Here is a 21,834-nt window from a genome sequence, read left to right as displayed (position 1 = left end):
TCTGCCACCTCCAATTAGAAATATTTTTTAGCGGCATGTTCTACTGCAATTGCGCCATCTGCGGCAGCAGTAACAATTTGTCTAAGATTCTTTTCTCTTACGTCACCAACTGCGTATATTCCTGGTACATTAGTTTCCATGTTTTCGTCTGTTTTTATGTAACCGTATTCATTTATATCAACAATGCCTTTTAGAAGATCGCTTTTTGGCACAAGACCAACGTAAATGAATACACCTTCTGCCTTAATAACTGTTTCTTCGCCAGTTTCATTATTGACTACAACAACCTCTTCAACTTTATCTTTACCTCTAATTTCTTTTACAAGTGAATTTAAAATAACTTTTACATTTTTGTTTTCTAACAATCTATCTTGGAGAACTTTTGCAGCTGTAAGGTAAGGAAGATTTTGAACCATTGTTATACTTTTTACCATCTTTGCTAAAAAGTGTGCTTCGTCACATGCGCTATCTCCACCACCTACAACTACAATATCTTTACCTGAAAAGAGATAGCCATCGCAAGCTGCACAGTATGTGACACCTCTTCCCCTAAATTCTTCTTCACCAGGCACTCCAAGTTTTCTTGGGACGGCTCCGGTTGCATATATTAATACCTTACCTTTGACTTTTTTACCATTGTCTAATTCAACATATTTATATTCATTGTCGTATGATATTTTTAATACCTCTGCAGTAATTATTTCAGCTCCAAATGCCTTTGCATGTTCTGCAAATTTTTCTCCTAATTCGCTACCTTCGATACGTATAAAACCTGGCCAATTTTCAACAACATGTGTCTGTGTAACAGCACCGCCTTCAAGTGCTTTTTCAAATACGGCAGCGGAAAGTCCTGCGCGTCCTGCATATATAGCGGCTGTTAAACCAGCTGGCCCTCCACCTATTATTAAAATATCGTAGTAATCTTTAGGTCCTGTAGATATATTACCAAGGTCAAAGTGAACCATATTAGTTCACCCCCTTATTTAATTGCTTTCAAGACTTCTTCAAGATATTGTGGTTCTGGGTATGCTCCTATGAAGAATGTATTTGGATTTCTATTAATTACAATGTGTGGAACTGAAGAAACTCCAAATTCGTTACTTAAGTCAAAGAATTCGTTTGCTTCGATCATTTCTGCTTTGATAAGTGGATTAACAAGTGCAAAGTTATGTGCTGTGAGAACTGCACGTGGACAGTATGGACAAGTTGGAGTTACAAAAACACTTATTTTAACTGGTTTGTCAATTGCTTTTAGTTTTTCAATTGTATCTGGTGAAAGTTCTGGTTTTGCACCTTTTCCAAAAGTAACTATATCCTGCACTAAAGTACCAAATTCGTGACCTGATGGAATTCCGTAGAATCTTACACCTTTATCTTCTCCATCCTCTAGTGTAAGAATAAGAGCAGGAGTCATCTCAACTTCGTATTTTTCTGCCAAATCTGCATTTTCTTTAACGTTGTACTTTTCAATAATGATTTTGTCAGAAAGTTCTTTAAGTTCATCTAAGATTTGCTCTTCAAGATCACAGTACTCACAGTTTTCTTTTGAATCTCCAAAATAAATGAGCTTTACCTTGTTTTCAAGTTCCTTTGAGAATAAGTCTGTTAAATATTCCCTATCTTTTGCTGATAAAAGTGCCATAAATAAACACCTCCAAAAAAATTTTTATTATTTTCCCGTCTTGGGTACAACCTTATTATACACCATATTATTGAAATTAGTCTAAACTTAATGTAACATTTTCAGACAAATTTTGTCGGAATTAAACTACCAAATATATAGACTTGATTTTTGAAAAAAAGTTCTAAATTAAATTTACAATTTGATTTCTTTAGAATTGAATTTTTTATATAATTATGGTAATATAATTGATGCAAGGAGGCGTGCACCGAACTGGCTAAGGGGCCGGTCTCGAAAACCGGTGGGCAGCAATGCCCTTGTGGGTTCGAGTCCCACCGCCTCCGCCAAATACAAAGGCAGGTTTTCCTGCCTTTTTATTTTTGTAGTATAATTGTTTTTGAACAATAAAAAAATGGAGGAATAAATATGGAAAAGAAGATTAGTAGTAAAGAGATATTTAAAGGTTTGCTATTACATGTAAAAAAGGATGAAGTGATGTTAGAAAATGGTAGAAAAAGTTTTAGAGAATATGTTTTACATCCAGGTGCAGTTGCAGTTGTTCCAATTTTGGACGATAATAAAGTTGTGCTTGTAAAACAATTTAGATACCCTATTGGTAAGCAGCTTTTGGAAATTCCGGCAGGAAAATTTGATTTTAAAGATGAAGATCCATTAGAATGTGCCAAAAGAGAATTAAAAGAAGAAACCGGTTTTGATGCAAAAGATTACCTTTATTTGGGATATATTCACACAACCCCTGGATTTTCAAATGAAGTTATACACCTTTATCTTGCAAGGAATCTTGAAAGTGGTCAGTCAAATCCAGACGAGGATGAAATAATTGATGTTGAAATAGAGGATTTTAATACTGTTTTGCAGAAATGTATAAGTGGTGAAATTACAGATGCTAAAACTATAGCCGGTATTTTTAAAGCATATTTTATATTAAGGAGTGAAAATAATGGTTAAGCTAAATGTTAATGGGAATTTAGAAACATTTGAATCTTCAAAATACAAAAATTTTGGAGAACTTTTAGATGAAATTGTAAAAAAATATAAAGGAATGGTATTAAAAGAAGTAAAGATTAATGATAAAGATGTACCAATAAATAGAATTGATGAACTTAGAGATGCAATTTTAGATGAAGATTTAGAAATAAGCGTTCAATTTGTCCCATTACAAGAGTTTTTTTTATCAACATTAGCGGATGTGGTAGATTATATTTCTAACATAGAAAAACTTCTTGAGAAAGTTTCTTCTAATGTTCTAGTTGGAGAAAGTGAAGGGTTTAATAATATTAAAGATTTGGCAGAAGGAATCTCAGCTATGGAAAATTTAAGAGTTAATTCTATAAAAATGACGGGATATGCACCATCTGATTTTGAAAATAATATTGATGAAAAAAAGATTACCGAAATACTCACAGACTTTGTTACAGCTTTAGAAACTAGGGATTTAATGGAATTATCCGATCTTCTTGAGGAAAAAATTCCGCTTGTATTGGAATATTATAGAAATTATTTTATGAATGTATTAAATGTATTAAAACAGAATAATTAAAGGAAGGTGAAACAATGGATTATACAGAACAAATGGTAAAAACTGCAAGTCCAGCAAAACTAATAGAGATGTTGTACCAAAGAGCAGTAGAACTTTTGGATATGGCAGAAAGAGATGTTAATAATAGAGAGTATGTAAAAGCAAATGAAGAAATTCAAAAATGTCAGGATATTATTACTGAGTTAAACCTGTCTTTGGACCTGGAAAAAGGTGGAGAAATTGCAAAGAATTTAAGAGCATTGTATACCTATATGTTTAAAACTCTTGTTGAAGCAAATACGAAGAAAGATGTTGAAAAGATTAGAGAGGTAAGAGGTTATTTAAGTGAGCTTCTTGAAACATGGAGAGAGGCAATGAAAAATGTTGGTAACACTGCAAGTAAAGTTCCTGATCCAAATAGGCCAAGATTAAATGTGAGTCTGTAAAAAGGAGTGAAGACATATGAAGTTATTATCCAACTTGTTTTTTGTGGGGGCAACAATTGTTTTTTTAATTTCAATAATATTTTTTGAGATAGGACTTAGAGCGATGAGAAGAGAAAATGAGAAAAAGACAAAAGAAAGTAATAAATTAGGGATAAGATTTTTGATTTTGAGCGGAATTTTATTTGGACTTTCTGGATTGACAGCATTTTTTGTGTAGAGTAAAAAATGGAGCGCATTTTGCGCTCCATTTTGTTTACATAAGATGAACTATTATACCACTCTTTAGTTTTGGTTCAAACCACGTTGATTTTGGTGGCATTATTTTTCCTTCATCAGCTACTTGAAGCAGTTCTTCTATCGATGTTGGATAAAGAGCAAATGCAACTGTATATTCTCCACTGTCAACAAGTCTTTGGAGCTCTTCAACTCCTTTAATACCCCCAACGAAATTAATTCTTTTATCAGTTCTTGGATTTTCAATTCCAAGAATTGGATTTAAAAGATTATTTTGCAAGATGGCGACATCTAAGGAAGATACTACATCATTTTTATCAAATGTTCCTTCCTTTACACTTAGCTTGTACCATTTTCCATCTAGATACATTCCAAATTCATGTTTCTTTTCAGGCTTGAATGGAGAGTTTGGAGCATCTTCGATATCAAATTTTGCTGAAATTTTCTTTAAAAATTCTTCTTTGGAATTTCCGTTTAAATCTTTAACTACTCTGTTATAGTCAAGAATGTGAAGTTGGCTGTGTGGAAATAATACGGCTAGGAAGAAGTTGTATTCTTCTTCTCCGGTGTGATTTGGATTTTCTTTTGCAAGTTCTTCAGCAGCTCTTGCAGCAGCTGCAGCTCTATGGTGACCATCTGCTATATAGAAAGCATCTACACTTTTGAAAGCATCAACGATTTCTTTTATTTCATTTTCGTCTTTTACTACCCATAAAGTGTGGTGTATTCCACTTTCATCGGTGTAATCATATTCTGGCTCTTTTGTAGTGTGTTTAATGATTAATTGATCAATTTCTGGTCTTGAACGGTACATTAGAAATACTGGTCCAGTATGAGCTTGCATTAATTTAACGTGTCTTGCTCTTTCGTCTTCTTTATCTTTTCTAGTAAGTTCATGTTTTTTGATCTTTCCTTCTCTGTATTCTTGAGTTGAGAAGGTTGCATATATACCTATCTGTGAATATCCTTTCCATTCTTCTTTATAAACATATATAGCTGGTTTGTCTTCAAGAATCATAACTCCTTCTTTTTGAAAGTTTTCTAAAACTTCTTTACCTTTTAGTATTACTTCATCTGAGTGTGTGTCGACTTCTCCATCAAAGTTTATTTCTGGTCTTGTAACTTTGTAAAATGTATAAGGATTTCTTTCAGCTTCTTTTCTGGCTTCTTCAGTTGAAACTACGTCGTATGGTTTTGCAGCAACTTTATCTATCATATCTTTTCTTGGTCTTAATCCTCTAAATGGTCTTACTACCATTTTTCTACCCCCTTTGTAATTTTTTTCAAAATCATTTTAACATATGGGAATATGGCTTTCAATTTTAAAAAAAGCTAAAATAAAATAATGAGTTATTCATATCACTTGAATCCTTTTTTATGCTTTTTTATAATCAAAAAAAGGTCCTAGTTTTTAACTAGGACCTTGTAAACTTTATATTTTTCCTTCTTGTACCAAGTAGCATGCAACATAATGGTTGTTTCCTATATCTTTTAATTGAGGGTGTGGTTCATTTTTACATTTTTCCGTCCTGAATGGACATCTATCGTAGAATCTACAGCGAGGAGGTGGATTTATTGGTTTGCTAACGCTACCAATTATATTTGGTTCATCTTTTTTATGTTCTGGATCAGGTACTGGCACTGCTGTAAGGAGTGCTCTTGTATATGGATGCATTGGATTAAAGAGTAACTCTTCTGTTTCAGCATATTCTACTATTTTTCCTAGATACATTACAGCAATTTTATCACACATGTATCTTGCCACTGCAAAATCGTGAGTGATATACAAATAGCTCATGTTGTATTTTTCTTGCAGCTCCATTAAAAGGTTCATAACTCCTGTCCTAACAGACACGTCAAGCATTGAAGTTGGTTCATCTGCTACTATAAATGTTGGGTTAAGTACCAAAGCCCTAGCTATTGCTACTCTTTGCCTTTGTCCTCCTGAGAGCTCATGTGGATATCTCCATAGAAAACTTGAAGGTGGTGTAAGGCCAACATCTTGAAGCAATTTTAAAACTTTTTCTTCTCTTTCTTTTAAGTTTCCAATGTTGTGAATGTTAAGTGGTTCAGCAATAATATCAAAAATAGTCATTCTTGGATTTAGTGATTCATACGGATCCTGGAAAATCATTTGTACCTTTTTATGATATTCAAGCTTTGATTCATATTCACTAATTTCTTTTCCATCAATATAGACTTTTCCGTCGGTTGGTTTTTCAAGACCAACTATAACTTTTCCAGTTGTAGTTTTTCCACACCCAGATTCACCAACAAGCCCAAGTGATTTTCCTCTTTTTATTTCAAAAGATACATCATCAACTGCATGAACAAAATGTTTTACACGAGAAAAAAGGCCTCTATCTGCAGCAAAATACTTTTTTAAATTCTCAATTTTTAAAATTGTATCAGTTTTATAGATTGTTTTTTGCATTATCTCTCACCTCTTTTGTTAATGGATACCAACATGCAACATAATGACCTTCTTCAATTTCCCTGTACTCTGGTTCTTCTTCTTTACATTTTTCCGTTGCAAAGGGACATCTTGGAGCAAATCTACATCCTTTTGGAGGATTTAAAAGGTTTGGGGGTTCTCCTGGAATAGTTAGAAGTTTTTTCTTTTCTCCAATAGTACTTGGAAATGCGTTCATCAATAAGAAGGTGTAAGGGTGCATTGGATTTTTAAAAATTGTAATTGAATCTGCAAGCTCTACAAATTTTCCTGCATACATAACGGCTATTTTATCACTAACTTCCGCAATTACGGCTATATCATGAGAAATATAAATCATTGCCATATTAAGTTTTTCTTGAATTTTTTTCATTTCTTTCAATATTTTATCTTGTACGATAACGTCCAATGCAGTTGTTGGTTCATCTGCAATTATTACTTTTGGATCACAAGATAAGGCAAGTGCAATTACTGCTCTTTGCTTCATTCCACCACTATATTGATGTGGATATTGTTCCATTCTTTTTGGATCAAGACCTACCAGTTCAAACAATTCTGCTACTTTTTCTTTGGCTTCATCTATTGTTTTTTCTGGATAATGTGTTAATATAGCTTCAACAATTTGATCGCCTACTTTGTATACAGGGTTTAATGAATTCATTGCAGCTTGAAAAACCATCGCAAGACCTTTCCATCTATATTTTCTCATTTCATTTTCTGGTAAAGAAACTAAGTCTACCTTTTTTCCGTTATCATCTTCAAAGAAGACATTACCACCTCTGAATTCTCCATTTTCTGGAAGGAGTCTTAACATTGTCATAGAAACGGAAGTTTTTCCACAACCAGATTCACCAACTATTCCTAAACTTTCTCCTCTATCTAAAGTAAAACTGATTCCATCAACCGCTTTTACATATCCCATTTTTGTTTTATAGTGCATTTTTAAATCTTTAACTTCTAATAATGCCACGTAAATCACCTCTTTCTAAGTCTTGGATTTACAATTTCTTCCAGACCTCTACCCAAGAAATAAAATCCTGAACAGAATATTGTGATTATTAAACCGGCTGGAACCCATAACCACCAGTATGAACCTATATTACCAGATGAAAGATAACCAGAAGTCCAAGCAGTATTTATCATAATACCCCAACTAATTCTTATTCTTAGAAGTCCAAAGAAGCTTAAAGAAGCTTCTGAAAAAACTGCTCCTGTGACATTAAACATCATGTATAGAAAAGAAAGAGGCATAACATTAGGAATTATATGGTTAAAGATAATATATCTGTTTGAAGCTCCGGCAACTTTTGCAGCTTCTATGTAAGGTTTTACTTTAATTGTAAGTGCCTGAGCTTTTATAACCAATGTAATTCCTCCAAAACCACCTAAAAGACCTAGAATAAGAGCTAACCAGAAAAGATTAAGTTTGAAAAATCCTGAAAGTACTATTAAGAATGCGATACCGGGGAATAACAACATTAAATCTGCAAGTCTCATGAAAAAAGTATCTATAAGACCGCCATAATAAGCAGCAGTTGTTCCAATAATGGTACCTATAGTTACGGTAATGATTGCTGCCAAGAAACCGAGCATAAATTCACTTGGGGTACTTCTCCAAAGTTGCATGAATATATCTCTACCACCTGGATCTGTACCAAGTATATGCCATCTGTTTGGTGGTAAAGGATGTTGTATGCCTAATTTGGATGCAAGAGCAAGATCGTTATAAATGCTTACAACTAGCTCTTTTGCTTCTTTTTCAGATAAATTAAGCGGTTGATTTAGATAATTCAATGCTTCTTTTAAGTCATTGCTTGAAGTCAAAATATCTGAATATTTTTCTTCCCAGTATTTCCTACTATTTTCAGATAGATTATTTGTATATTCTTTTATGATTTGTGAAAGAATAGTTTTTGATATTATCTTATCTTCACTATTGGTTAATAACTTTATATGGTTTGTTACAGGTGAATGATTCTTTAATTTTTCAACAATATCTATTCTTCTATAATTAGCATCACCAGCACTTTCTAAATTTTCAACTATAAGATCAAAGTGTTTTGCGTTATAAGTTGCAAGTGCTAGAAGGTTTATCATTGGGTCATCCAATGCAGGAATAAGTTTTGTAAAGTCTAATGACAAATATATTTTTGGAATATCGATACTGTTTAATTGAATATTGGTTATTTTACTTACAACTGATAACATGTAGGCTCTTGAATTTGCAACAATTTTAAATAGATTTTCTTGTTTTTTCCTAAAGCTTTCAAGTATTTGTGGATAATCAAAAAGATTATCTTCTAATTTTGCTTTAATACTTGGCGAAAGATCAAAGGTTATAATCGCAAGGTTTATCCCAGAAAGATTATCAAGAAGTTTTGCTGGTTCTTTTAAATTAAATTCTAAGCCTAATTTTGAAAATTCTTTTGAAAGTTCTTCAAAATATTTTGTTATTCTGTTTTTATTTGATTCTTTATTTTCTGTAACACTGAGGTCAGGAATTTTTGAAATTGCAAAATCTAATAGGTTTTCATATTTTGAACTTTTAAGCATTTTAATTGTTTCATCATAATTATTGTTAATTTTTGATAATGTAAGAATATCAACTAAAGTATTGAATACAGTTGCTTTAGCAAGATCAAATGTGGGGATTTTTTCAAATTCTATTGTTGATTCAAGATCAGATTGATTTGAAACGGATACTTGAACATCGATTATGTTTTCTTTTGCAAGTGTAGAAATAGCTTTGTAAATTTTATTTTGTGCTTCTTTGATCTCTTCATTAGAATATTCTTTGTTGAGTAGTTCTATAAAGAGTTCTCTTTTATCCTTTCCGGAAGCAATTTTAATCCATAGTGAAATAGTTGAAATTTCTTTTTCGTCCTTATAAGGTGATAATGCACTTGCCAGAGTTGCTATATCTATATTCTCAAGCAATTTTTTAAATGAAGTTAGTGAGAATTTTTTTCTGTCACCTATTTCGATAACTTGTGCAATAGGTTTTATTGTTATTAGATCATGTTCAGCTAATTGATTTACTTGTGTTTGAAATCTTATTCTTTCTTTCATAGGAAAGTAATTATCAACAATTGAATCAAGTACATGCCTAAAAGCTTGTGCATAATCTAAATTTACGAATTTTCTTTGTGCCTGATCTATTTTTTGTTCTATCTGTTTTTTAAATTCTTCCCCTTGATCCAAGAAAGAATATGTAAATATTATTGATGGAGGAATTTCTATTCCTTTTATAACATTTTGTGGTGACATGTATTTTGAAATGTATGATATATCATGTATTCTAGGATCTGTCCCAGTAACTGGATTATATATACTATGGTCAACAAATTGCCAGGCAATTGGGTAGGAAATTGCAAAAAGCCCAAATATTATAATAATGCTTAAACCAAAAACTCCCATTTTATTTTCTTTAAATAGTTCCCAATTCTTTTTAAAATTCTTCAAAAATAATTTTATTTTTATTTTGGTGATTGATTCATTTGCCATTTGCTTCACCCCTTCAATATCTGATTCTAGGATCTAGGATTGCGTATAAAATATCGGCTACCAAATGAGCAACTAAAATAAACACGCCTGTAAAGGTAAGGCAGCCCATAGCAAGTGGGGTATCTTGAACAAGTGTTGCATTTAAGAGAGTAAGTCCCATACCCTTCCAAGAAAACATAGTTTCAGTGATAACACCACCACTTACTGTTGAGGCGAGAGATAATACAAAGCTTGTAACGAGTGGTAAAAGTGCGGTTCTTGCTGCATGCTTGTCTCTTACAATTTTGTCTGGAAGGCCTTTTGCTTTTGCAGTTGTAATATAATCTTCCTTTATAATTTCAAGCATTGTATCCCTCATCACTAACATGCTTCCTGCAAAACCAAGAATGGTAAGAGATATAACCGGAAGAACAACGTGGTATATAATATCGAGTGCATAATAGCCATATCCATTAAAGAACCAATATAATACTACTAATATAATTCCCGAAAGCGATATAGAAAGTACTGATATATTTTTAGCTTTTTTCGTTTTCATGAATGAAGCAACGATTATACCAACTACCCAGAATGCTACTAAAACAAAAGCACTTAGCAATAATCGTATAAATACATCTTGAGTTGAGAAGCTTACATTTAGCCATTTTGATGGTTCTATAAAACCGCTTAATGGGAAAATACCTAATACGACACCAAATAACCATATCATAATTAACATAAAGAATGGTGTAAATATTGTCCAAAATACAATTCCGACAAATGTTGCGACTTTATCTGAAATACCTCCCCTTTTCCAAGCTATTCTTTTTCCAAGATTGTATCCCAAAATATATGAAGATAAAGTTGTCATTAAAAATAGAAAAACTGTTCTTGGAAGTCTTTCTGCAATTATATCTTCGACTCTTTTCGGATATTCAGAAAAAGAAATTCCAAGTTCAAGATTAAAGAAATTTCTCATATGTTTTGCATATTTTACATACCACGGGTCATCAACACCAAATAATCTTTTTATTTTTTCCATCATTTCAGGTTGTTTCATTATTTTTGGGTCCAAAAATTTCGAAGTGTAATCTCCGGGCATAGCAAGGAATATAAAGAAAACAACTGTAACATATATAATGAGTAATATTAGCATTTGATATAGTCTATTTCTAATAAATTTGAATAGTCCAGGTAGTGGAAGTGAAAATAAGTACAATACTATTGAAAGTAAATAATTGAATCTTGGGCTGAAAATGAATAAATACTTGAAATTAAAAAAGGCTGAAAAGTAAAGAACTAAGGTAATAATTAAAAATACATAGTGATGGATTTTTTTTGTGTTAGATGCAGTGATTATAACTCCTAAAAGTGGAAGAATTAATCCAAAAGCAATTTTAGATGAAAAAAACAACGTAATTATGAACAATATTCCTACTGTAAGCTGTATCGAAAGTTTTGTCTTCATTTTCACCTCTCCTTTTTGTTAAAATAGCCCCCCTCGAACGAGGGGGCAAGAAATTATTTTACTTTCATAACATTTTCTGGGAATCCATTGTAATTTTGAATACCATCAAGAATGTCTGTGTATGGGAATGCTATGCTATCTCTGTATGCTTCATATATTGGAGTTGTAAAGAGAATAATGTAAGGAAGATCTTCTGCTAGAAGTTCTTGTGCAGCCTTAATAGCTTCAACTGCTTCATCAAAGCTGTCTGCCATTTCAAATTCTTCAACAAGAGCATCAAATTCTGGATTGTTGTATCCTGGAGTATTGAATCCTTCTGGTGCCATTTGATCTGATGCCCAGAAACTCTTGAAATATGTTGGAACTCTTCCTATACCCCAACCCAACATGTACATATCAAAATCAACTTCATCAAATGCCCTTGTAACTATTTCATTAAAGTCTGTAAGTTTTACGTCGATTGGAATTCCTAAATCTTTTGCCCATTGTTCTATGTAAATAGCAGTGGTTGCTCTCATAGGATCGTATTCTCCTGATGGAGAGAGAAGTTCAAGATCTGGAACATAATTTCCATCTGGCCCCTTCAAGCCTTTACCTTTTTTGACTACTGGGTTTGCGGTGTTATTTAAATCAAGAATTGGTTCTTGGTCCCAGCTAAATCCAGCTTTTTTCAAAAGTTCTATTGCAAGTTGATATCTTTCTCCTCTTGAAAGTCCCTCGCCTATTGTTTTGACGTCAGAGTTATACCAGAATGTATTTGCAGGTGGAACAGGAGTTGCAAGTGGAATTGCTTTTCCTTGCAATACCCTATTACAGATATAATCTCTATCTATTAATGCTGCGATTGCTTGTCTGAATTCTTTAATATTGAATGGGAATTTCCTTAAGTTAAATGCTAAATATCTAAAGCCTAGTGAAGGATTAACTGTAAGTTTTATTCCAGGTACACCTTTTAATGATTCAAATTCACCTGATGTTAATCCATTTGGATTTAAAACAAAATCAACATCACCTTTTTGGAGTGCTTGAAGTGCTACTGACTTATTTCCATAGATCCTGTAGATTATTTTATCTACGTAAGGTCCATTTTCGACAGTTAGCTTTACATTGCCTTCTGGAGATGGATTTACACTTGTCCATTTATAACCAGAATTTGGATTTTCAATGACAAATCCTCCATTTTCATAGAAAATACTTTTTTCACCTTGAGCCCAGTAGAAATCTTTATCAACTTCTCTTTTTACTTCAACGAATGCACCTTTTTCGATTTTTCCAAGATTTAATGCAGTGATTCCTGGATCTACTACTTCTTGGCTTAATAGCCAATTAACAGGATTTTCTTGTTCTTTTGCTTTTTCTACATATGGTTGCCAAAAGTTTTTGGAGACGATAGCTGTCATAAGTGTGTCGTAGTAAATTGTCATTGTTTTCTTTTCTTCAAAGTAGAATTTTACTGTCCATGGATCTATTTTTTCAACTTTCTTAGGTTCATATGCACCGGTCCAGTTTCCTCCAGGAATTTGCATTTCTTGTATGGTATTGTATGTGAAAACAACATCGTCTGCGGTAAATGGTGAGCCGTCGCTCCATCTTAAGTCTTTTCTTAGTTTTACAGTTACTGTATACATTCCATTTTCTTCAACAATTTCTGGGATTTCAGCTGCTGCGGATGGGATTAACATTCCATCTTTATTCATTCCAAGGAGTGATGGATATTTCCAGAGTTGGATATAAAAATTCCAAGCTGATGAACCTGATCCAAGTAAGTTCCAAATATTTGTGGTGGTGATATCTTCTAGTAATGCATAGTTAACTACTGTTTCAGCAAACAAAAATAATGATAACAAAATAGTTACGAATACGAACAAACGCTTCATAAAACGACCCCCTCCTTTATGAAAGTGTAATAAAAAATACCTTTTTGTAACAAGACAACTATTATTATACAAAAAATGAAACAGATAAGTCAAATTAATACAATAATAATTTTGATAAAATATATAAGTGCAAAGGGGTGATTTGCTTGTTATATATTGAATCCGGAGAATTAAAAGGTAGAAAAATTGAACTGGTTCCAAATGCAAATACAAGGTACACTCCAGGGAAAGTAAGGTTGGCGCTTGTAAGTATGCTTGATTTAAAAGGAAAAAAAGTTCTTGAACTTTGTGCAGGTAGTGGAGTGGTGGGGTTTGAATTTTTGAGTAATGGAGCAAGCAATGTATTTTTTGTGGATGTTTCAATAAGATCTATAAAGACAATTGAAAAAAATGCAAAAAATTTAAATGTGAAAGATAATATAAAAGTAATAAAAAAAGATGCGAGGATATTTTTAAAAAGTGCAAAGGAGAAATTTGACATTGTATTTATGGATCCACCTTTTAACCTTGGAATAGTTAATGAATTACTAAACTTTGTTGGTAATGTGCTAAAAGAAGATAGCATTCTTATTGTTGAGCATTCTAAAAAAGAAAAATTAACACCTCCTGATTATTTGGAGGTGCTATCTTCAAAAAAATATGGGGATGTATTGATTGATTTATTTAAGTTAAAAAATATACTTTAAGTATTTTTTCATTGTTAGACTAATTGCAATTGTTCCAACAAGGAGCAATGTAGATATAGCGTTAATTGTTGGTGAAATTCCAAATCTTATCATTGAATATATTTTAAGAGGTAATGTTGTAGAACCAGGCCCTGCAACAAAGAATGTTATAACAAAATCGTCAATCGACAAAGTAAAAGACATGAAAAATGCTGCTAAAATTCCAGGGAATGCCACAGGAATTATTACTTTATACAATGCAACACTTTTTGTAGCTCCCAAATCGTATGCAGCTTCAACAATGCTGTATTCAAAGTCTTGAAGTCTTGAATAAACAATCATCATAGCATATGAAAGAGAAAAAGTAGTATGTGCAATAAAGATTGTAAGCAAACTAAGACGAATCTTTATCATAACAAAAAATATAAGTAGAGAAACACCTATTATTATATCTGGAATTATTAGAGGAAGATAAGAAATAATCCAAATTGTATTTTTACCTCTAAACTTTTCCCAATAAAGTCCAATTGCAGCTAAAGTTCCAAGAGCCGTTGCTACTAAACTTGAGCTAACAGCAACTAATATAGAATTAAAAAATGCTCTCCATACATCGTACGAATCAAAGAAGAGTTCTTTATACCAGTGCAAGCTAAAACCTGTCCATATTGGAGACTTAGAGTTGTTAAAAGAAAATAGAATAACTATAAAGATTGGTACATAGAAGAATACAAAAGTAAAAATTGTAATTGTTTTTGATAGTGCTCCAGGTTTCATGTATGCACTTCCTTTTGAGTGGATTTTACAAATAGTAATACGCCAATTAGTGTTGCAAGAGTTAATATAGAAGAGATTGCAGAGGCTGCAGGCCAATTTTTTGCTACAGTTAGCTGCCGTACAATTTCATTTCCTATCATTTTTGAGTTTACTCCTCCAACAAGATCTGGAATGGCATAAGAGCCAAGAGCGGGTATGAAAACAAATAAGGTAGCAGTAATAAGTCCACTCTTAATATTAGGAATTAAAACCTTGAAAAAAGCCTTAGTTTTGTTGCAACCTAGGTCAAAAGCAGCTTCCAATATAGATTTTTCAAGCCTATCTATAGAAGCAAAAAGTGGAATAATTGCATACGGCAAATAAGTATAGACTATAACTAGAATTACTGCATAAGGATTATAAAGAAACTGTATGTAGTCATTTACTAACCCTATTTTTCTTAAAAGTTGATTAATGATACCGTTATTTCCTAAAACAAATATCCATGCATAGATTCTTATTAGTGAATTTGTCCAAAATGGGATTACAACTAGTAAAAGTAATAAGTCTTTTATTTTACTATTTGCAATGTAGTATGCAACAGGAAGTGCTAATAAAATTGTTAGTAAGGTTGCAACAAGTGAGATCCATATGCTTCGCCATAAAATTTTTAAGTAGCCTATGGAAAAAAGTGACTTATAACCTTCTAAAGAAAAGGAGAATTCCACACCGCCATATGTGGATTTTTCCATAAAACTAAAGCTGAGGACTATTAAAACGGGAACTATGAAAAAAAGAACTAACCATATACTGTACCCAGAAACGTATTTCACAATTAGTTCACCTCAACAATAAAACTGTCGTTTGGATCCCAGCTAACAAATACTTCGTCTTTCCAAGTCAAAATAGGTTCATCGAGAAGATAATTTACATGTTGTTTGTATACTCTTAAAATAAAACCATTGTCAAGTTTTACAAAGTATCTTGTTTGATATCCCATGTAAATTTCTTCTTCAATAATTCCGTGAAATACATTTTTACCGGTTAAAGGCTTTTTAGAAATTTTAATCTTTTCAGGCCGTAAGGTGAGAAGTATTTGATTTTTTTCCTTTACTTCTTTATCTTTATAACAATAGAATTCTCCTATACCGGGTGCTTCGATCTTTAGCAATTCTTCATTAATTTCTAAAACAATAGCTTTCATTAAGTTTGTCTCACCAATAAATGTTGCAACAAATTTATCGGCGGGACTTTCATAAATTTCATATGGTGTACCATATTGCACTATTTTTCCTTCATTCATTACAGCAACATGGTCAGAAATGCTTATTGCTTCTGCCTGATCGTGAGTTACATATATGAAAGTTATTCCAACTTGATCGTGAAGATTGTCAAGCTCAATCAATAATTCCTGTCTAAGTTTAGCATCAAGTGCACTTACAGGTTCGTCAAGTAAGAGAACTTTTGGTTCATTTGCAAGAGCTCTTGCAATGGCTACTCTTTGTCTTTGACCACCTGAGAGTTGGTTAGGTTTTTTATATGCATGTTCTTCCAATCTAATTAAATTTAGTAATTTTTCAACTTTTTCTTTAATTTCATTTTCTGAATATTTTTTTAACCTCAGTGAAAAGGCAATATTTTCAAATACGTTTAAATGTGGAAAGAGTGCATAGTTTTGGAAAATTGTATTTACAGGTCTTTTATGAGGAGGTATAGAAAGAATAGAAACATTGTCAAATTTTATATCTCCTTCATCAGCGTTTTCAAGACCTGCTATTATTCTCAAAAGAGTTGTTTTACCACAACCTGAAGGACCAAGAAGGGAGAAAAATTCTCCCTTCTTGACTTCAAGGTTAACATTTTTTAATACTTGAAAATCTCCAAACCATTTATTAATACCTTTAATTGATACGTGACTTCCTATCATTCTTTTTCACCTTATTTACATAATTATTTCTTGCCATGCTTTGTTATATAATTCTATTGCATCGCCTAAATCATTTATAAATTCACAGTTTTTGAGATCTTCTAAAGTATAAATAGGTTCACTTGTAATATATTTTCTTGCTTCTGTATTTGGTGAAGGAAGTCCTAAAAATTCGGCAATTATTGCAGCATTTTTAGGATCAAGAATGTGATTTATAAATTTGTATGCAAGGTCAACATTTTTTGCATCTTTGAGTATAACCATGTTATCGATCCATAAAGTTCCACCTTCTTTTGGAATAAAGAAATCAAAATTATCTTCTTCACCTTCTGGAACTCTCTGGAATATATCTTCACCGTATCCATGAACTACCCAGTATTCACCATTCACTATTCCATTTGCATATGAAGATGCATCAAATTTTACAATATTTTTTTTCCATTTAAGTATCAATTGTTTTGCTTCTTCTATTTCTTTAGGATTTGTTGTATTAACAGAATACCCTAGATATTTTAATGCTCCACCAAATACTTCTCTCATATCGTCAAGAAGTGTCATTTTTCCTTTCAATCTTTCATCTTCAAATATAGCCCATGAATGTTCATAATCTTTAACATATTTTTTGTTAACAGCAATTCCTGTTGATCCTAGCATGTATGGTACGCTATATTCGTGATTTGGATCATAAATTGTTTTTGAAAGGATTTCTTTGTCTAGATATTTAAAATTAGGTATTTTTGAAAGATCTAATTTTAATAACAAACCTTCTTTTTTCATTATTGATACGTGATCTCCCGATGGGAAAACTATATCGTATCCCCCACCACCAGCTTTGATTTTTGCATACATTTCTTCATTCGAAGCAAAAGAATCGTAAACCACTTTACAATTGTATTTTTCTTCAAAAGATTTAATTACCTCTTCTGGAATATATTCTTCCCAGTTGTATATGTAAAGTACTTTCTTTTTAGGAATAGCAACAAATGTAACAACTACGACGACGGCAATTAATATTAAAGTAATCCAAAATTTTTTCATTTTTTCAACCTCCTTCACTATATTTTTTCAATAAAAATGGATGGACGACTTGTCCATCCAACAAATTATTAAATTGATTTATACATTATAAATTCTCTAATTCCTTTTTTAAGAAAGTTGGCAAGGCAAATGCAGCTTTATGAATTTCTTCGTTGTAATATTTTAATTCTTCGCCAAAGTTCTTAACTTTTTCAGGATCAAAATCTTTAATAGGATCAACTCCTTTTGATGCAAATGTGTAACCCCACATACCACTTGGATAAGTTGGCATAAATCCAAGGTATAGTTTTGTAACAGGGAATACTTTCTTTATTCTAGAATATGCAAGTCTTAACCATGCACCATCATATAACCAATCTTCTGATTCAGCAGAAAAAGTACCATTTTCCTTGAGAGCATCAAAACATGCTTTGTAAAAATCTTCAGTAAATAGGTGCCCTCCTTCACCTGCTGTTGGATCTGTTGAATCAATTATAATTACATCAAATTCATTTTTAAAATTCCTTACAAATTGAGAACCATCTTCAAAGACAAGTTCTACCCTTGGGTCATCCAATTTTGAAGCTGTGACAGGAAGATATTTTTTTGCTGCTTCGACAACCATTTCGTCAATTTCACACATTATAACTTTTTCTACACTTTTGTGTTTCAATACTTCTCTTACACTTCCACCGTCACCGCCACCAATTACTAATACCTTTTTTGGGTTTGGATGCATGAACATTGGTACATGAACTAGCATTTCGTGGTAGAAAAAGTCATCCTTTTCTGTAGTCATTGTAATTCCATCTAATGAAAAGACTCTACCAAAGAAATCCGTTTCGAAAATATCTATTCTTTGATATTTACTTTGTGCACTATAAAGATGTTTATTCATTTTCATGAAAATACCACAATTACCTGGAGTGTAATATTCAAAGTACCAGAGATGTCTATTAGGTACAAAGCCATATTGCATTCCATCGATTATTTTTTTTTCGGACATACTTACACCTCCATTTTATGCGGGGAATTTTCTGGAATTCCTATTTCGTCGTATTTCCCCCTTAAATGTTCTACAACATGTACTCTTTGGGATTTCAAAACTTCTTTAAGATATGTAAAAGCCTTCCATGGATCTACATCATCTCCACATGTAAACAAATCTACAGCGGCGTAACCGTATTCAGGCCATGTATGGATTGTTAAATGAGATTCTGATATAACTACTACTCCACTTACTCCGTAAGGGAGGAATCTATGGAATGAGGAGTTAACTAGCGTAGCACCAGTTTCATACGCTGCATTTTTCATTGATTGCTCAATTTTTTCAACATTGTCAAGAATTTCCTTGTCACAGTCATAAAATTCTGCTATGATATGTCTTCCTAAGCTTTTCATAACAATCCCTCCCCTTTTAAAGATTTTTTATTCAATATCTATCCAGAGAAATTTTACGCTCTTTTCATATGGATTTCTTATTTTATGTTTCCTATCTGAACAGTAGTAAAAACAGTCGCCTTGATTTACTTTATATACTTTTCCATCTAAAATTAATTCCAACTTCCCACTTATTACGTATCCAAATTCATCGCCTTCATGTGGATCTTCTTCTTCTGTCTCAGCACCTGGTGCTAATTCAATAAGTTTCGGGTCAATCGATTTATCTTCGATATTGTCCATGAGTATATATCCTTTTATTCCGTATTCATCCAGGTACATTGGAACTCTTTCGCTTGCTTTAAAAACTATCTTTTCTTGTCTTTTATCTGTAGAAAAGAAAGTTTTTAAATCGCTACCTAAAACTCTTAAAATCCTTTCTAAAGTGTCTATTGAAGGTGATACTTGATCATTTTCGAGTTGAGAAATAAAGCTCCTTGAAAGATCACATCTGTCTGCTAGCTCTTCTTGCGTGTACCCCCTTGCAATGCGTAAAGTCTTTATTTTCTTACCTAATTTCAATATCCCACCCCATGTGATGTCTATAATACTGAACAAAATATGTCTATGATACAGAACATATTATATAACCATTTTGCTATTTTTTGTGTGAAAAAAGGGTAACTTTAATGTAACAAATTTGATATTGATACCGTACGTATGGAAAGTTGTTATTTGAAAGTAGTCATGTATAATGTATAATAAATAAATAGAATAACGAAAGGGGGAGAAGATAGTGATATTGTTTGGTACTGGTGGAATACGTGGAGTTATGAGAGAGGGAGAATTTGATGAGAAAACTGTTATGGTTGCAAGTAAGGGTGTTTCAAATTACATGAAAGATAATAATCTTAACAAAGTTATAATAGCATACGATACTCGAAACAATTCAAGAAAATTTGCAGAATTAGCAGCTCAAGTTTTTTCTGCGGATAATCACGAAGTTAAAATTTTTGATAGACCTGTACCAACACCTGTTTTATCGTTTGCAGTTAGATATCTAAAATATGACATGGGAGTTGTAATTACAGCAAGTCATAATCCACCAGAATATAATGGTTACAAAGTTTATACTTCAAACGGAGTTCAGGCAGTACCAAGTGTAACTAATGTATTATCAAGGTATGTAGAAAACGCTTGGAATTTACCAATAAATTTATCAGAAAATTATGAATTTGTTGGAGATAATATTTTAAATGTTTATATTGATAAAGTAGTAGAATTAATTTCTACAGATTTGAGTGGTCTTAAGGTACTTTATACTCCTCTTCATGGTACAGGTGCATTCCCTGTAGTTAAAGTTTTAGAAAAATTGGGAGCAGAAGTTATTAAAGTAGAAGAACAAATGGTTCCAGATGGTAATTTTCCAACGGTTACTACACCAAATCCTGAGGATGATGAAGCGTTGGTGTTGTTATATAAATATCAAAAACAGTACGGTGCAGATTTAGCAATAGCTACTGATCCAGATTGTGATAGAGTGGGGGTTGTTTGGAAAGGTAAAAGACTTACTGGAAATCAAGTAGGAGTTTTAATAGCAGATTATTTATTAAAAGATGCAGATGAATCATCGATGATTGTAAAAACTATTGTTACTACTAATATGGTAAAGCCAATATGTGATGAAAAAGGAGTAAAGCTATTTGAGACTCCGACAGGGTTTAAATTTATTGGAGATCTTGCAGAAAAAAGTAGATATAAATTTTTATTTGGTTTTGAGGAAAGTTGTGGATATCTTACAGGTGATATAGCACGAGACAAAGATGCAGTAATAGGTTCTGCTTTGATTGCATCTGTTGCAAAACACTATGATTTAATTGAAAGATTGAATCATTTGTATGAAAAATATGGATATTATTTTGAAAAATTGTTGAATTTTAAATTCAAAGAACTTTCAATTGCAAAAAAACTTTATGAAAAAATTAAAGCAGGGAATATCCCATTTGATGCTAATATAGTAGATTATTCAAAGGGATACAAAGATATTGAACCTAATGAAACTATAAAGTTAGAATTTGAAGATGCATCTATTTTTGTTAGACCATCTGGAACTGAACCAAAACTAAAAGCTTATGTTATGGTTCACTCAGATAATAGAGAATATGCTGAAAAAAGACTTCAAGAACTTTCAGATTCCTTTTCTTCTTTCATTGAGAGTATGATCTGAATAAATCCATCAAAAAGATTGCATAACTCAGGAAAAGTACTACAAAATATTTCCATTTCAACGTTTACAATATCAACATCCTCTCTGTAAATGGGACCAGTTATAGAGTTTAAGGTCCCATTTTTTTTAACATTTTCAATTGTTGTTTTTAGAAGACTTTCCATAACTTCAAGGAACATTTCATGTGGTAAATTTGCGTTTTTATAAAATTTTTCTGCAAGATATACAAGTGCAAGTGGAAAGTTGCTCATTAAAACAGCAGAAAGATGATAGAGAACTTTTGACTCAGAAGGTATTTCAAAATATTTTCCACCAAGTAAGTTTACTATTTCTTTTGTAATTTTTGTATTTCCCTCAATTCCAAATACAATATCTTTAAAACTTGTTTCTTTACCTAAAACAGGGCAATTAGGATGCATCGATGCTGGATTCCACTCTTTTGGAAATATTGTTGAGGGATGGAATCCGCTAAAATGGATTACAGTGTTACCTTCAGAAACAAAATTTTTAATTAGGTCAACAGAATCTGGTAAAGTTGAGTCGTTTAAACCTACAAGTACTATATCTTCAAATTTAAAATTGTCATTGTATGTTACTGGAATGCCTTTTCCAAGTTCATCAGAAAGTTTTTTTGCCTTGTTTAAGTCCCTTGAAACTATGTACCCAATATCTACTTTATCTTTTAAATTGAATAAAATAGCAGTAGTTACCTTTCCAATTCCAACTATGTTTATTTTCATAATT

The 21,834-nt window shown here is 32.2% G+C and carries 22 protein-coding genes and 1 tRNA gene; 7 read left to right on the top strand and 16 right to left on the bottom strand.

From position 1 onward, the window contains the following. Positions 1 to 14 precede the first annotated feature (14 nt). Positions 15 to 965 carry a thioredoxin-disulfide reductase gene (trxB, locus tag OB7_RS04700; RefSeq protein WP_004101768.1) on the bottom strand — a complete coding sequence of 317 codons (951 nt, stop codon included), beginning with the start codon at positions 963 to 965 and terminating at the stop codon, positions 15 to 17. 14 nt (positions 966 to 979) lie between these two features. Continuing rightward, complete coding sequence (gene pdo, locus OB7_RS04695) at positions 980 to 1,642, bottom strand: protein disulfide oxidoreductase (RefSeq protein ID WP_012580196.1); 663 nt, start codon at positions 1,640 to 1,642, stop codon at positions 980 to 982. Positions 1,643 to 1,878: 236 nt separating this feature from the next. Between pdo and OB7_RS04690 the strand changes: the two genes are divergently transcribed. From OB7_RS04690 to OB7_RS04670, 5 genes are all read left to right on the top strand, one after another. Next, positions 1,879 to 1,968 (top strand) — tRNA-Ser (locus OB7_RS04690). Between the two features lie 79 nt (positions 1,969 to 2,047). Continuing rightward, entirely contained in the window at positions 2,048 to 2,590 is a 543-nt protein-coding gene (locus tag OB7_RS04685; RefSeq protein WP_114702648.1) for an NUDIX domain-containing protein, read from the top strand. Beyond that, a complete protein-coding gene (locus OB7_RS04680; protein WP_114702647.1) occupies positions 2,583 to 3,182 on the top strand; it encodes a DUF8042 domain-containing protein in 600 nt (199 codons plus the stop codon). Before OB7_RS04685 ends, OB7_RS04680 begins: the two co-directional genes overlap by 8 nt. A gap of 14 nt (positions 3,183 to 3,196) precedes the next feature. Then, complete coding sequence (gene fliS / locus OB7_RS04675) at positions 3,197 to 3,607, top strand: flagellar export chaperone FliS (protein ID WP_004101772.1); 411 nt, start codon at positions 3,197 to 3,199, stop codon at positions 3,605 to 3,607. A 16-nt stretch (positions 3,608 to 3,623) separates the two neighbouring features. Next, a complete protein-coding gene (locus tag OB7_RS04670) occupies positions 3,624 to 3,824 on the top strand; it encodes a hypothetical protein (protein WP_012580200.1) in 201 nt (66 codons plus the stop codon). A 36-nt stretch (positions 3,825 to 3,860) separates the two neighbouring features. On the opposite strand, the gene OB7_RS04665 is transcribed toward OB7_RS04670, so the two are convergent. The 6 genes from OB7_RS04665 to OB7_RS04640 all read right to left on the bottom strand — a co-directional run bounded on the left by OB7_RS04665 (position 3,861) and on the right by OB7_RS04640 (position 13,121). Then, positions 3,861 to 5,099 (bottom strand): DUF1015 domain-containing protein, encoded by a 1,239-nt coding sequence (locus OB7_RS04665; RefSeq protein WP_114702646.1) that lies wholly within the window; start codon positions 5,097 to 5,099, stop codon positions 3,861 to 3,863. A gap of 174 nt (positions 5,100 to 5,273) precedes the next feature. After that, on the bottom strand, positions 5,274 to 6,275 hold the full coding sequence (locus tag OB7_RS04660) for an ABC transporter ATP-binding protein (protein WP_004101778.1): 1,002 nt from the start codon (positions 6,273 to 6,275) through the stop codon (positions 5,274 to 5,276). Beyond that, positions 6,256 to 7,263 (bottom strand): ABC transporter ATP-binding protein, encoded by a 1,008-nt coding sequence (locus tag OB7_RS04655; RefSeq protein WP_012580202.1) that lies wholly within the window; start codon positions 7,261 to 7,263, stop codon positions 6,256 to 6,258. Before OB7_RS04655 ends, OB7_RS04660 begins: the two co-directional genes overlap by 20 nt. 5 nt (positions 7,264 to 7,268) lie before the next feature. Continuing rightward, positions 7,269 to 9,797 carry an ABC transporter permease gene (locus OB7_RS04650; protein WP_114702645.1) on the bottom strand — a complete coding sequence of 843 codons (2,529 nt, stop codon included), beginning with the start codon at positions 9,795 to 9,797 and terminating at the stop codon, positions 7,269 to 7,271. 13 nt (positions 9,798 to 9,810) lie between these two features. After that, positions 9,811 to 11,244 (bottom strand): ABC transporter permease, encoded by a 1,434-nt coding sequence (locus OB7_RS04645; protein WP_114702644.1) that lies wholly within the window; start codon positions 11,242 to 11,244, stop codon positions 9,811 to 9,813. Positions 11,245 to 11,297: 53 nt separating this feature from the next. Then, the gene (locus OB7_RS04640; RefSeq protein WP_114702643.1) at positions 11,298 to 13,121 is read right to left on the bottom strand and encodes an ABC transporter substrate-binding protein; all 1,824 of its coding nucleotides are present in this window, start codon (positions 13,119 to 13,121) and stop codon (positions 11,298 to 11,300) included. Positions 13,122 to 13,267: 146 nt separating this feature from the next. On the opposite strand from OB7_RS04640, the gene rsmD reads away from it, so the two are divergent. Beyond that, complete coding sequence (gene rsmD, locus OB7_RS04635; protein WP_004101786.1) at positions 13,268 to 13,807, top strand: 16S rRNA (guanine(966)-N(2))-methyltransferase RsmD; 540 nt, start codon at positions 13,268 to 13,270, stop codon at positions 13,805 to 13,807. Here rsmD and OB7_RS04630 read toward each other — a convergent pair. The 7 genes from OB7_RS04630 to OB7_RS04600 all read right to left on the bottom strand — a co-directional run bounded on the left by OB7_RS04630 (position 13,790) and on the right by OB7_RS04600 (position 19,445). Then, the gene (locus OB7_RS04630; protein WP_004101788.1) at positions 13,790 to 14,560 is read right to left on the bottom strand and encodes an ABC transporter permease; all 771 of its coding nucleotides are present in this window, start codon (positions 14,558 to 14,560) and stop codon (positions 13,790 to 13,792) included. The genes rsmD and OB7_RS04630 overlap by 18 nt on opposite strands. Next, positions 14,557 to 15,372: an ABC transporter permease gene (locus OB7_RS04625; RefSeq protein ID WP_012580205.1), complete on the bottom strand. Its 816-nt coding sequence runs from the start codon at positions 15,370 to 15,372 to the stop codon at positions 14,557 to 14,559. The genes OB7_RS04630 and OB7_RS04625 overlap by 4 nt, the downstream gene beginning before the upstream one ends. Before the next feature lie 2 nt (positions 15,373 to 15,374). Then, positions 15,375 to 16,466 carry an ABC transporter ATP-binding protein gene (locus tag OB7_RS04620; RefSeq protein ID WP_004101792.1) on the bottom strand — a complete coding sequence of 364 codons (1,092 nt, stop codon included), beginning with the start codon at positions 16,464 to 16,466 and terminating at the stop codon, positions 15,375 to 15,377. A gap of 15 nt (positions 16,467 to 16,481) precedes the next feature. Further along, the gene (locus OB7_RS04615; protein ID WP_004101794.1) at positions 16,482 to 17,504 is read right to left on the bottom strand and encodes an extracellular solute-binding protein; all 1,023 of its coding nucleotides are present in this window, start codon (positions 17,502 to 17,504) and stop codon (positions 16,482 to 16,484) included. An 85-nt stretch (positions 17,505 to 17,589) separates the two neighbouring features. Continuing rightward, the gene (gene speE / locus OB7_RS04610; RefSeq protein ID WP_012580207.1) at positions 17,590 to 18,489 is read right to left on the bottom strand and encodes a polyamine aminopropyltransferase; all 900 of its coding nucleotides are present in this window, start codon (positions 18,487 to 18,489) and stop codon (positions 17,590 to 17,592) included. 2 nt (positions 18,490 to 18,491) lie between these two features. Then, positions 18,492 to 18,884, bottom strand: coding sequence for an adenosylmethionine decarboxylase (gene speD, locus OB7_RS04605; RefSeq protein ID WP_004101797.1), 393 nt, complete (start codon positions 18,882 to 18,884; stop codon positions 18,492 to 18,494). Between the two features lie 27 nt (positions 18,885 to 18,911). After that, the gene (locus OB7_RS04600; protein WP_004101799.1) at positions 18,912 to 19,445 is read right to left on the bottom strand and encodes a cupin domain-containing protein; all 534 of its coding nucleotides are present in this window, start codon (positions 19,443 to 19,445) and stop codon (positions 18,912 to 18,914) included. 214 nt (positions 19,446 to 19,659) lie between these two features. Here OB7_RS04600 and OB7_RS04595 point away from each other — a divergent pair, with 214 nt between their 5' ends. Next, complete coding sequence (locus OB7_RS04595) at positions 19,660 to 21,090, top strand: phospho-sugar mutase (protein WP_114702642.1); 1,431 nt, start codon at positions 19,660 to 19,662, stop codon at positions 21,088 to 21,090. On the opposite strand, the gene OB7_RS04590 is transcribed toward OB7_RS04595, so the two are convergent. Next, positions 21,042 to 21,830 carry a Rossmann-like and DUF2520 domain-containing protein gene (locus OB7_RS04590; RefSeq protein ID WP_012580209.1) on the bottom strand — a complete coding sequence of 263 codons (789 nt, stop codon included), beginning with the start codon at positions 21,828 to 21,830 and terminating at the stop codon, positions 21,042 to 21,044. The two genes, OB7_RS04595 and OB7_RS04590, sit on opposite strands and share 49 nt — an antisense overlap. Between the last annotated feature and the right edge of the window lie 4 nt (positions 21,831 to 21,834).

This window comes from Thermosipho africanus Ob7 (assembly GCF_003351105.1).
In the GTDB taxonomy this organism is placed as follows: domain Bacteria; phylum Thermotogota; class Thermotogae; order Thermotogales; family Fervidobacteriaceae; genus Thermosipho; species Thermosipho africanus.
This window is presented reverse-complemented; position numbering and strand designations above follow the sequence as displayed.

Bases quoted from the DNA above. Each gene is read 5' to 3' on its own strand.
- fliS (WP_004101772.1), top strand. From the start codon at position 3,197: ATGGATTATACAGAACAAATGGTAAAAACTGCAAGTCCAGCAAAACTA.
- OB7_RS04660 (WP_004101778.1), bottom strand. From the start codon at position 6,275: ATGCAAAAAACAATCTATAAAACTGATACAATTTTAAAAATTGAGAAT.
- OB7_RS04680 (WP_114702647.1), top strand. From the start codon at position 2,583: ATGGTTAAGCTAAATGTTAATGGGAATTTAGAAACATTTGAATCTTCA.
- OB7_RS04630 (WP_004101788.1), bottom strand. From the start codon at position 14,560: ATGAAACCTGGAGCACTATCAAAAACAATTACAATTTTTACTTTTGTA.
- OB7_RS04640 (WP_114702643.1), bottom strand. From the start codon at position 13,121: ATGAAGCGTTTGTTCGTATTCGTAACTATTTTGTTATCATTATTTTTG.
- OB7_RS04590 (WP_012580209.1), bottom strand. From the start codon at position 21,830: ATGAAAATAAACATAGTTGGAATTGGAAAGGTAACTACTGCTATTTTA.
- trxB (WP_004101768.1), bottom strand. From the start codon at position 965: ATGGTTCACTTTGACCTTGGTAATATATCTACAGGACCTAAAGATTAC.
- OB7_RS04670 (WP_012580200.1), top strand. From the start codon at position 3,624: ATGAAGTTATTATCCAACTTGTTTTTTGTGGGGGCAACAATTGTTTTT.
- pdo (WP_012580196.1), bottom strand. From the start codon at position 1,642: ATGGCACTTTTATCAGCAAAAGATAGGGAATATTTAACAGACTTATTC.
- OB7_RS04645 (WP_114702644.1), bottom strand. From the start codon at position 11,244: ATGAAGACAAAACTTTCGATACAGCTTACAGTAGGAATATTGTTCATA.
- OB7_RS04650 (WP_114702645.1), bottom strand. From the start codon at position 9,797: ATGGCAAATGAATCAATCACCAAAATAAAAATAAAATTATTTTTGAAG.
- OB7_RS04615 (WP_004101794.1), bottom strand. From the start codon at position 17,504: ATGAAAAAATTTTGGATTACTTTAATATTAATTGCCGTCGTCGTAGTT.
- OB7_RS04665 (WP_114702646.1), bottom strand. From the start codon at position 5,099: ATGGTAGTAAGACCATTTAGAGGATTAAGACCAAGAAAAGATATGATA.
- OB7_RS04620 (WP_004101792.1), bottom strand. From the start codon at position 16,466: ATGATAGGAAGTCACGTATCAATTAAAGGTATTAATAAATGGTTTGGA.
- speD (WP_004101797.1), bottom strand. From the start codon at position 18,884: ATGAAAAGCTTAGGAAGACATATCATAGCAGAATTTTATGACTGTGAC.
- OB7_RS04685 (WP_114702648.1), top strand. From the start codon at position 2,048: ATGGAAAAGAAGATTAGTAGTAAAGAGATATTTAAAGGTTTGCTATTA.
- speE (WP_012580207.1), bottom strand. From the start codon at position 18,489: ATGTCCGAAAAAAAAATAATCGATGGAATGCAATATGGCTTTGTACCT.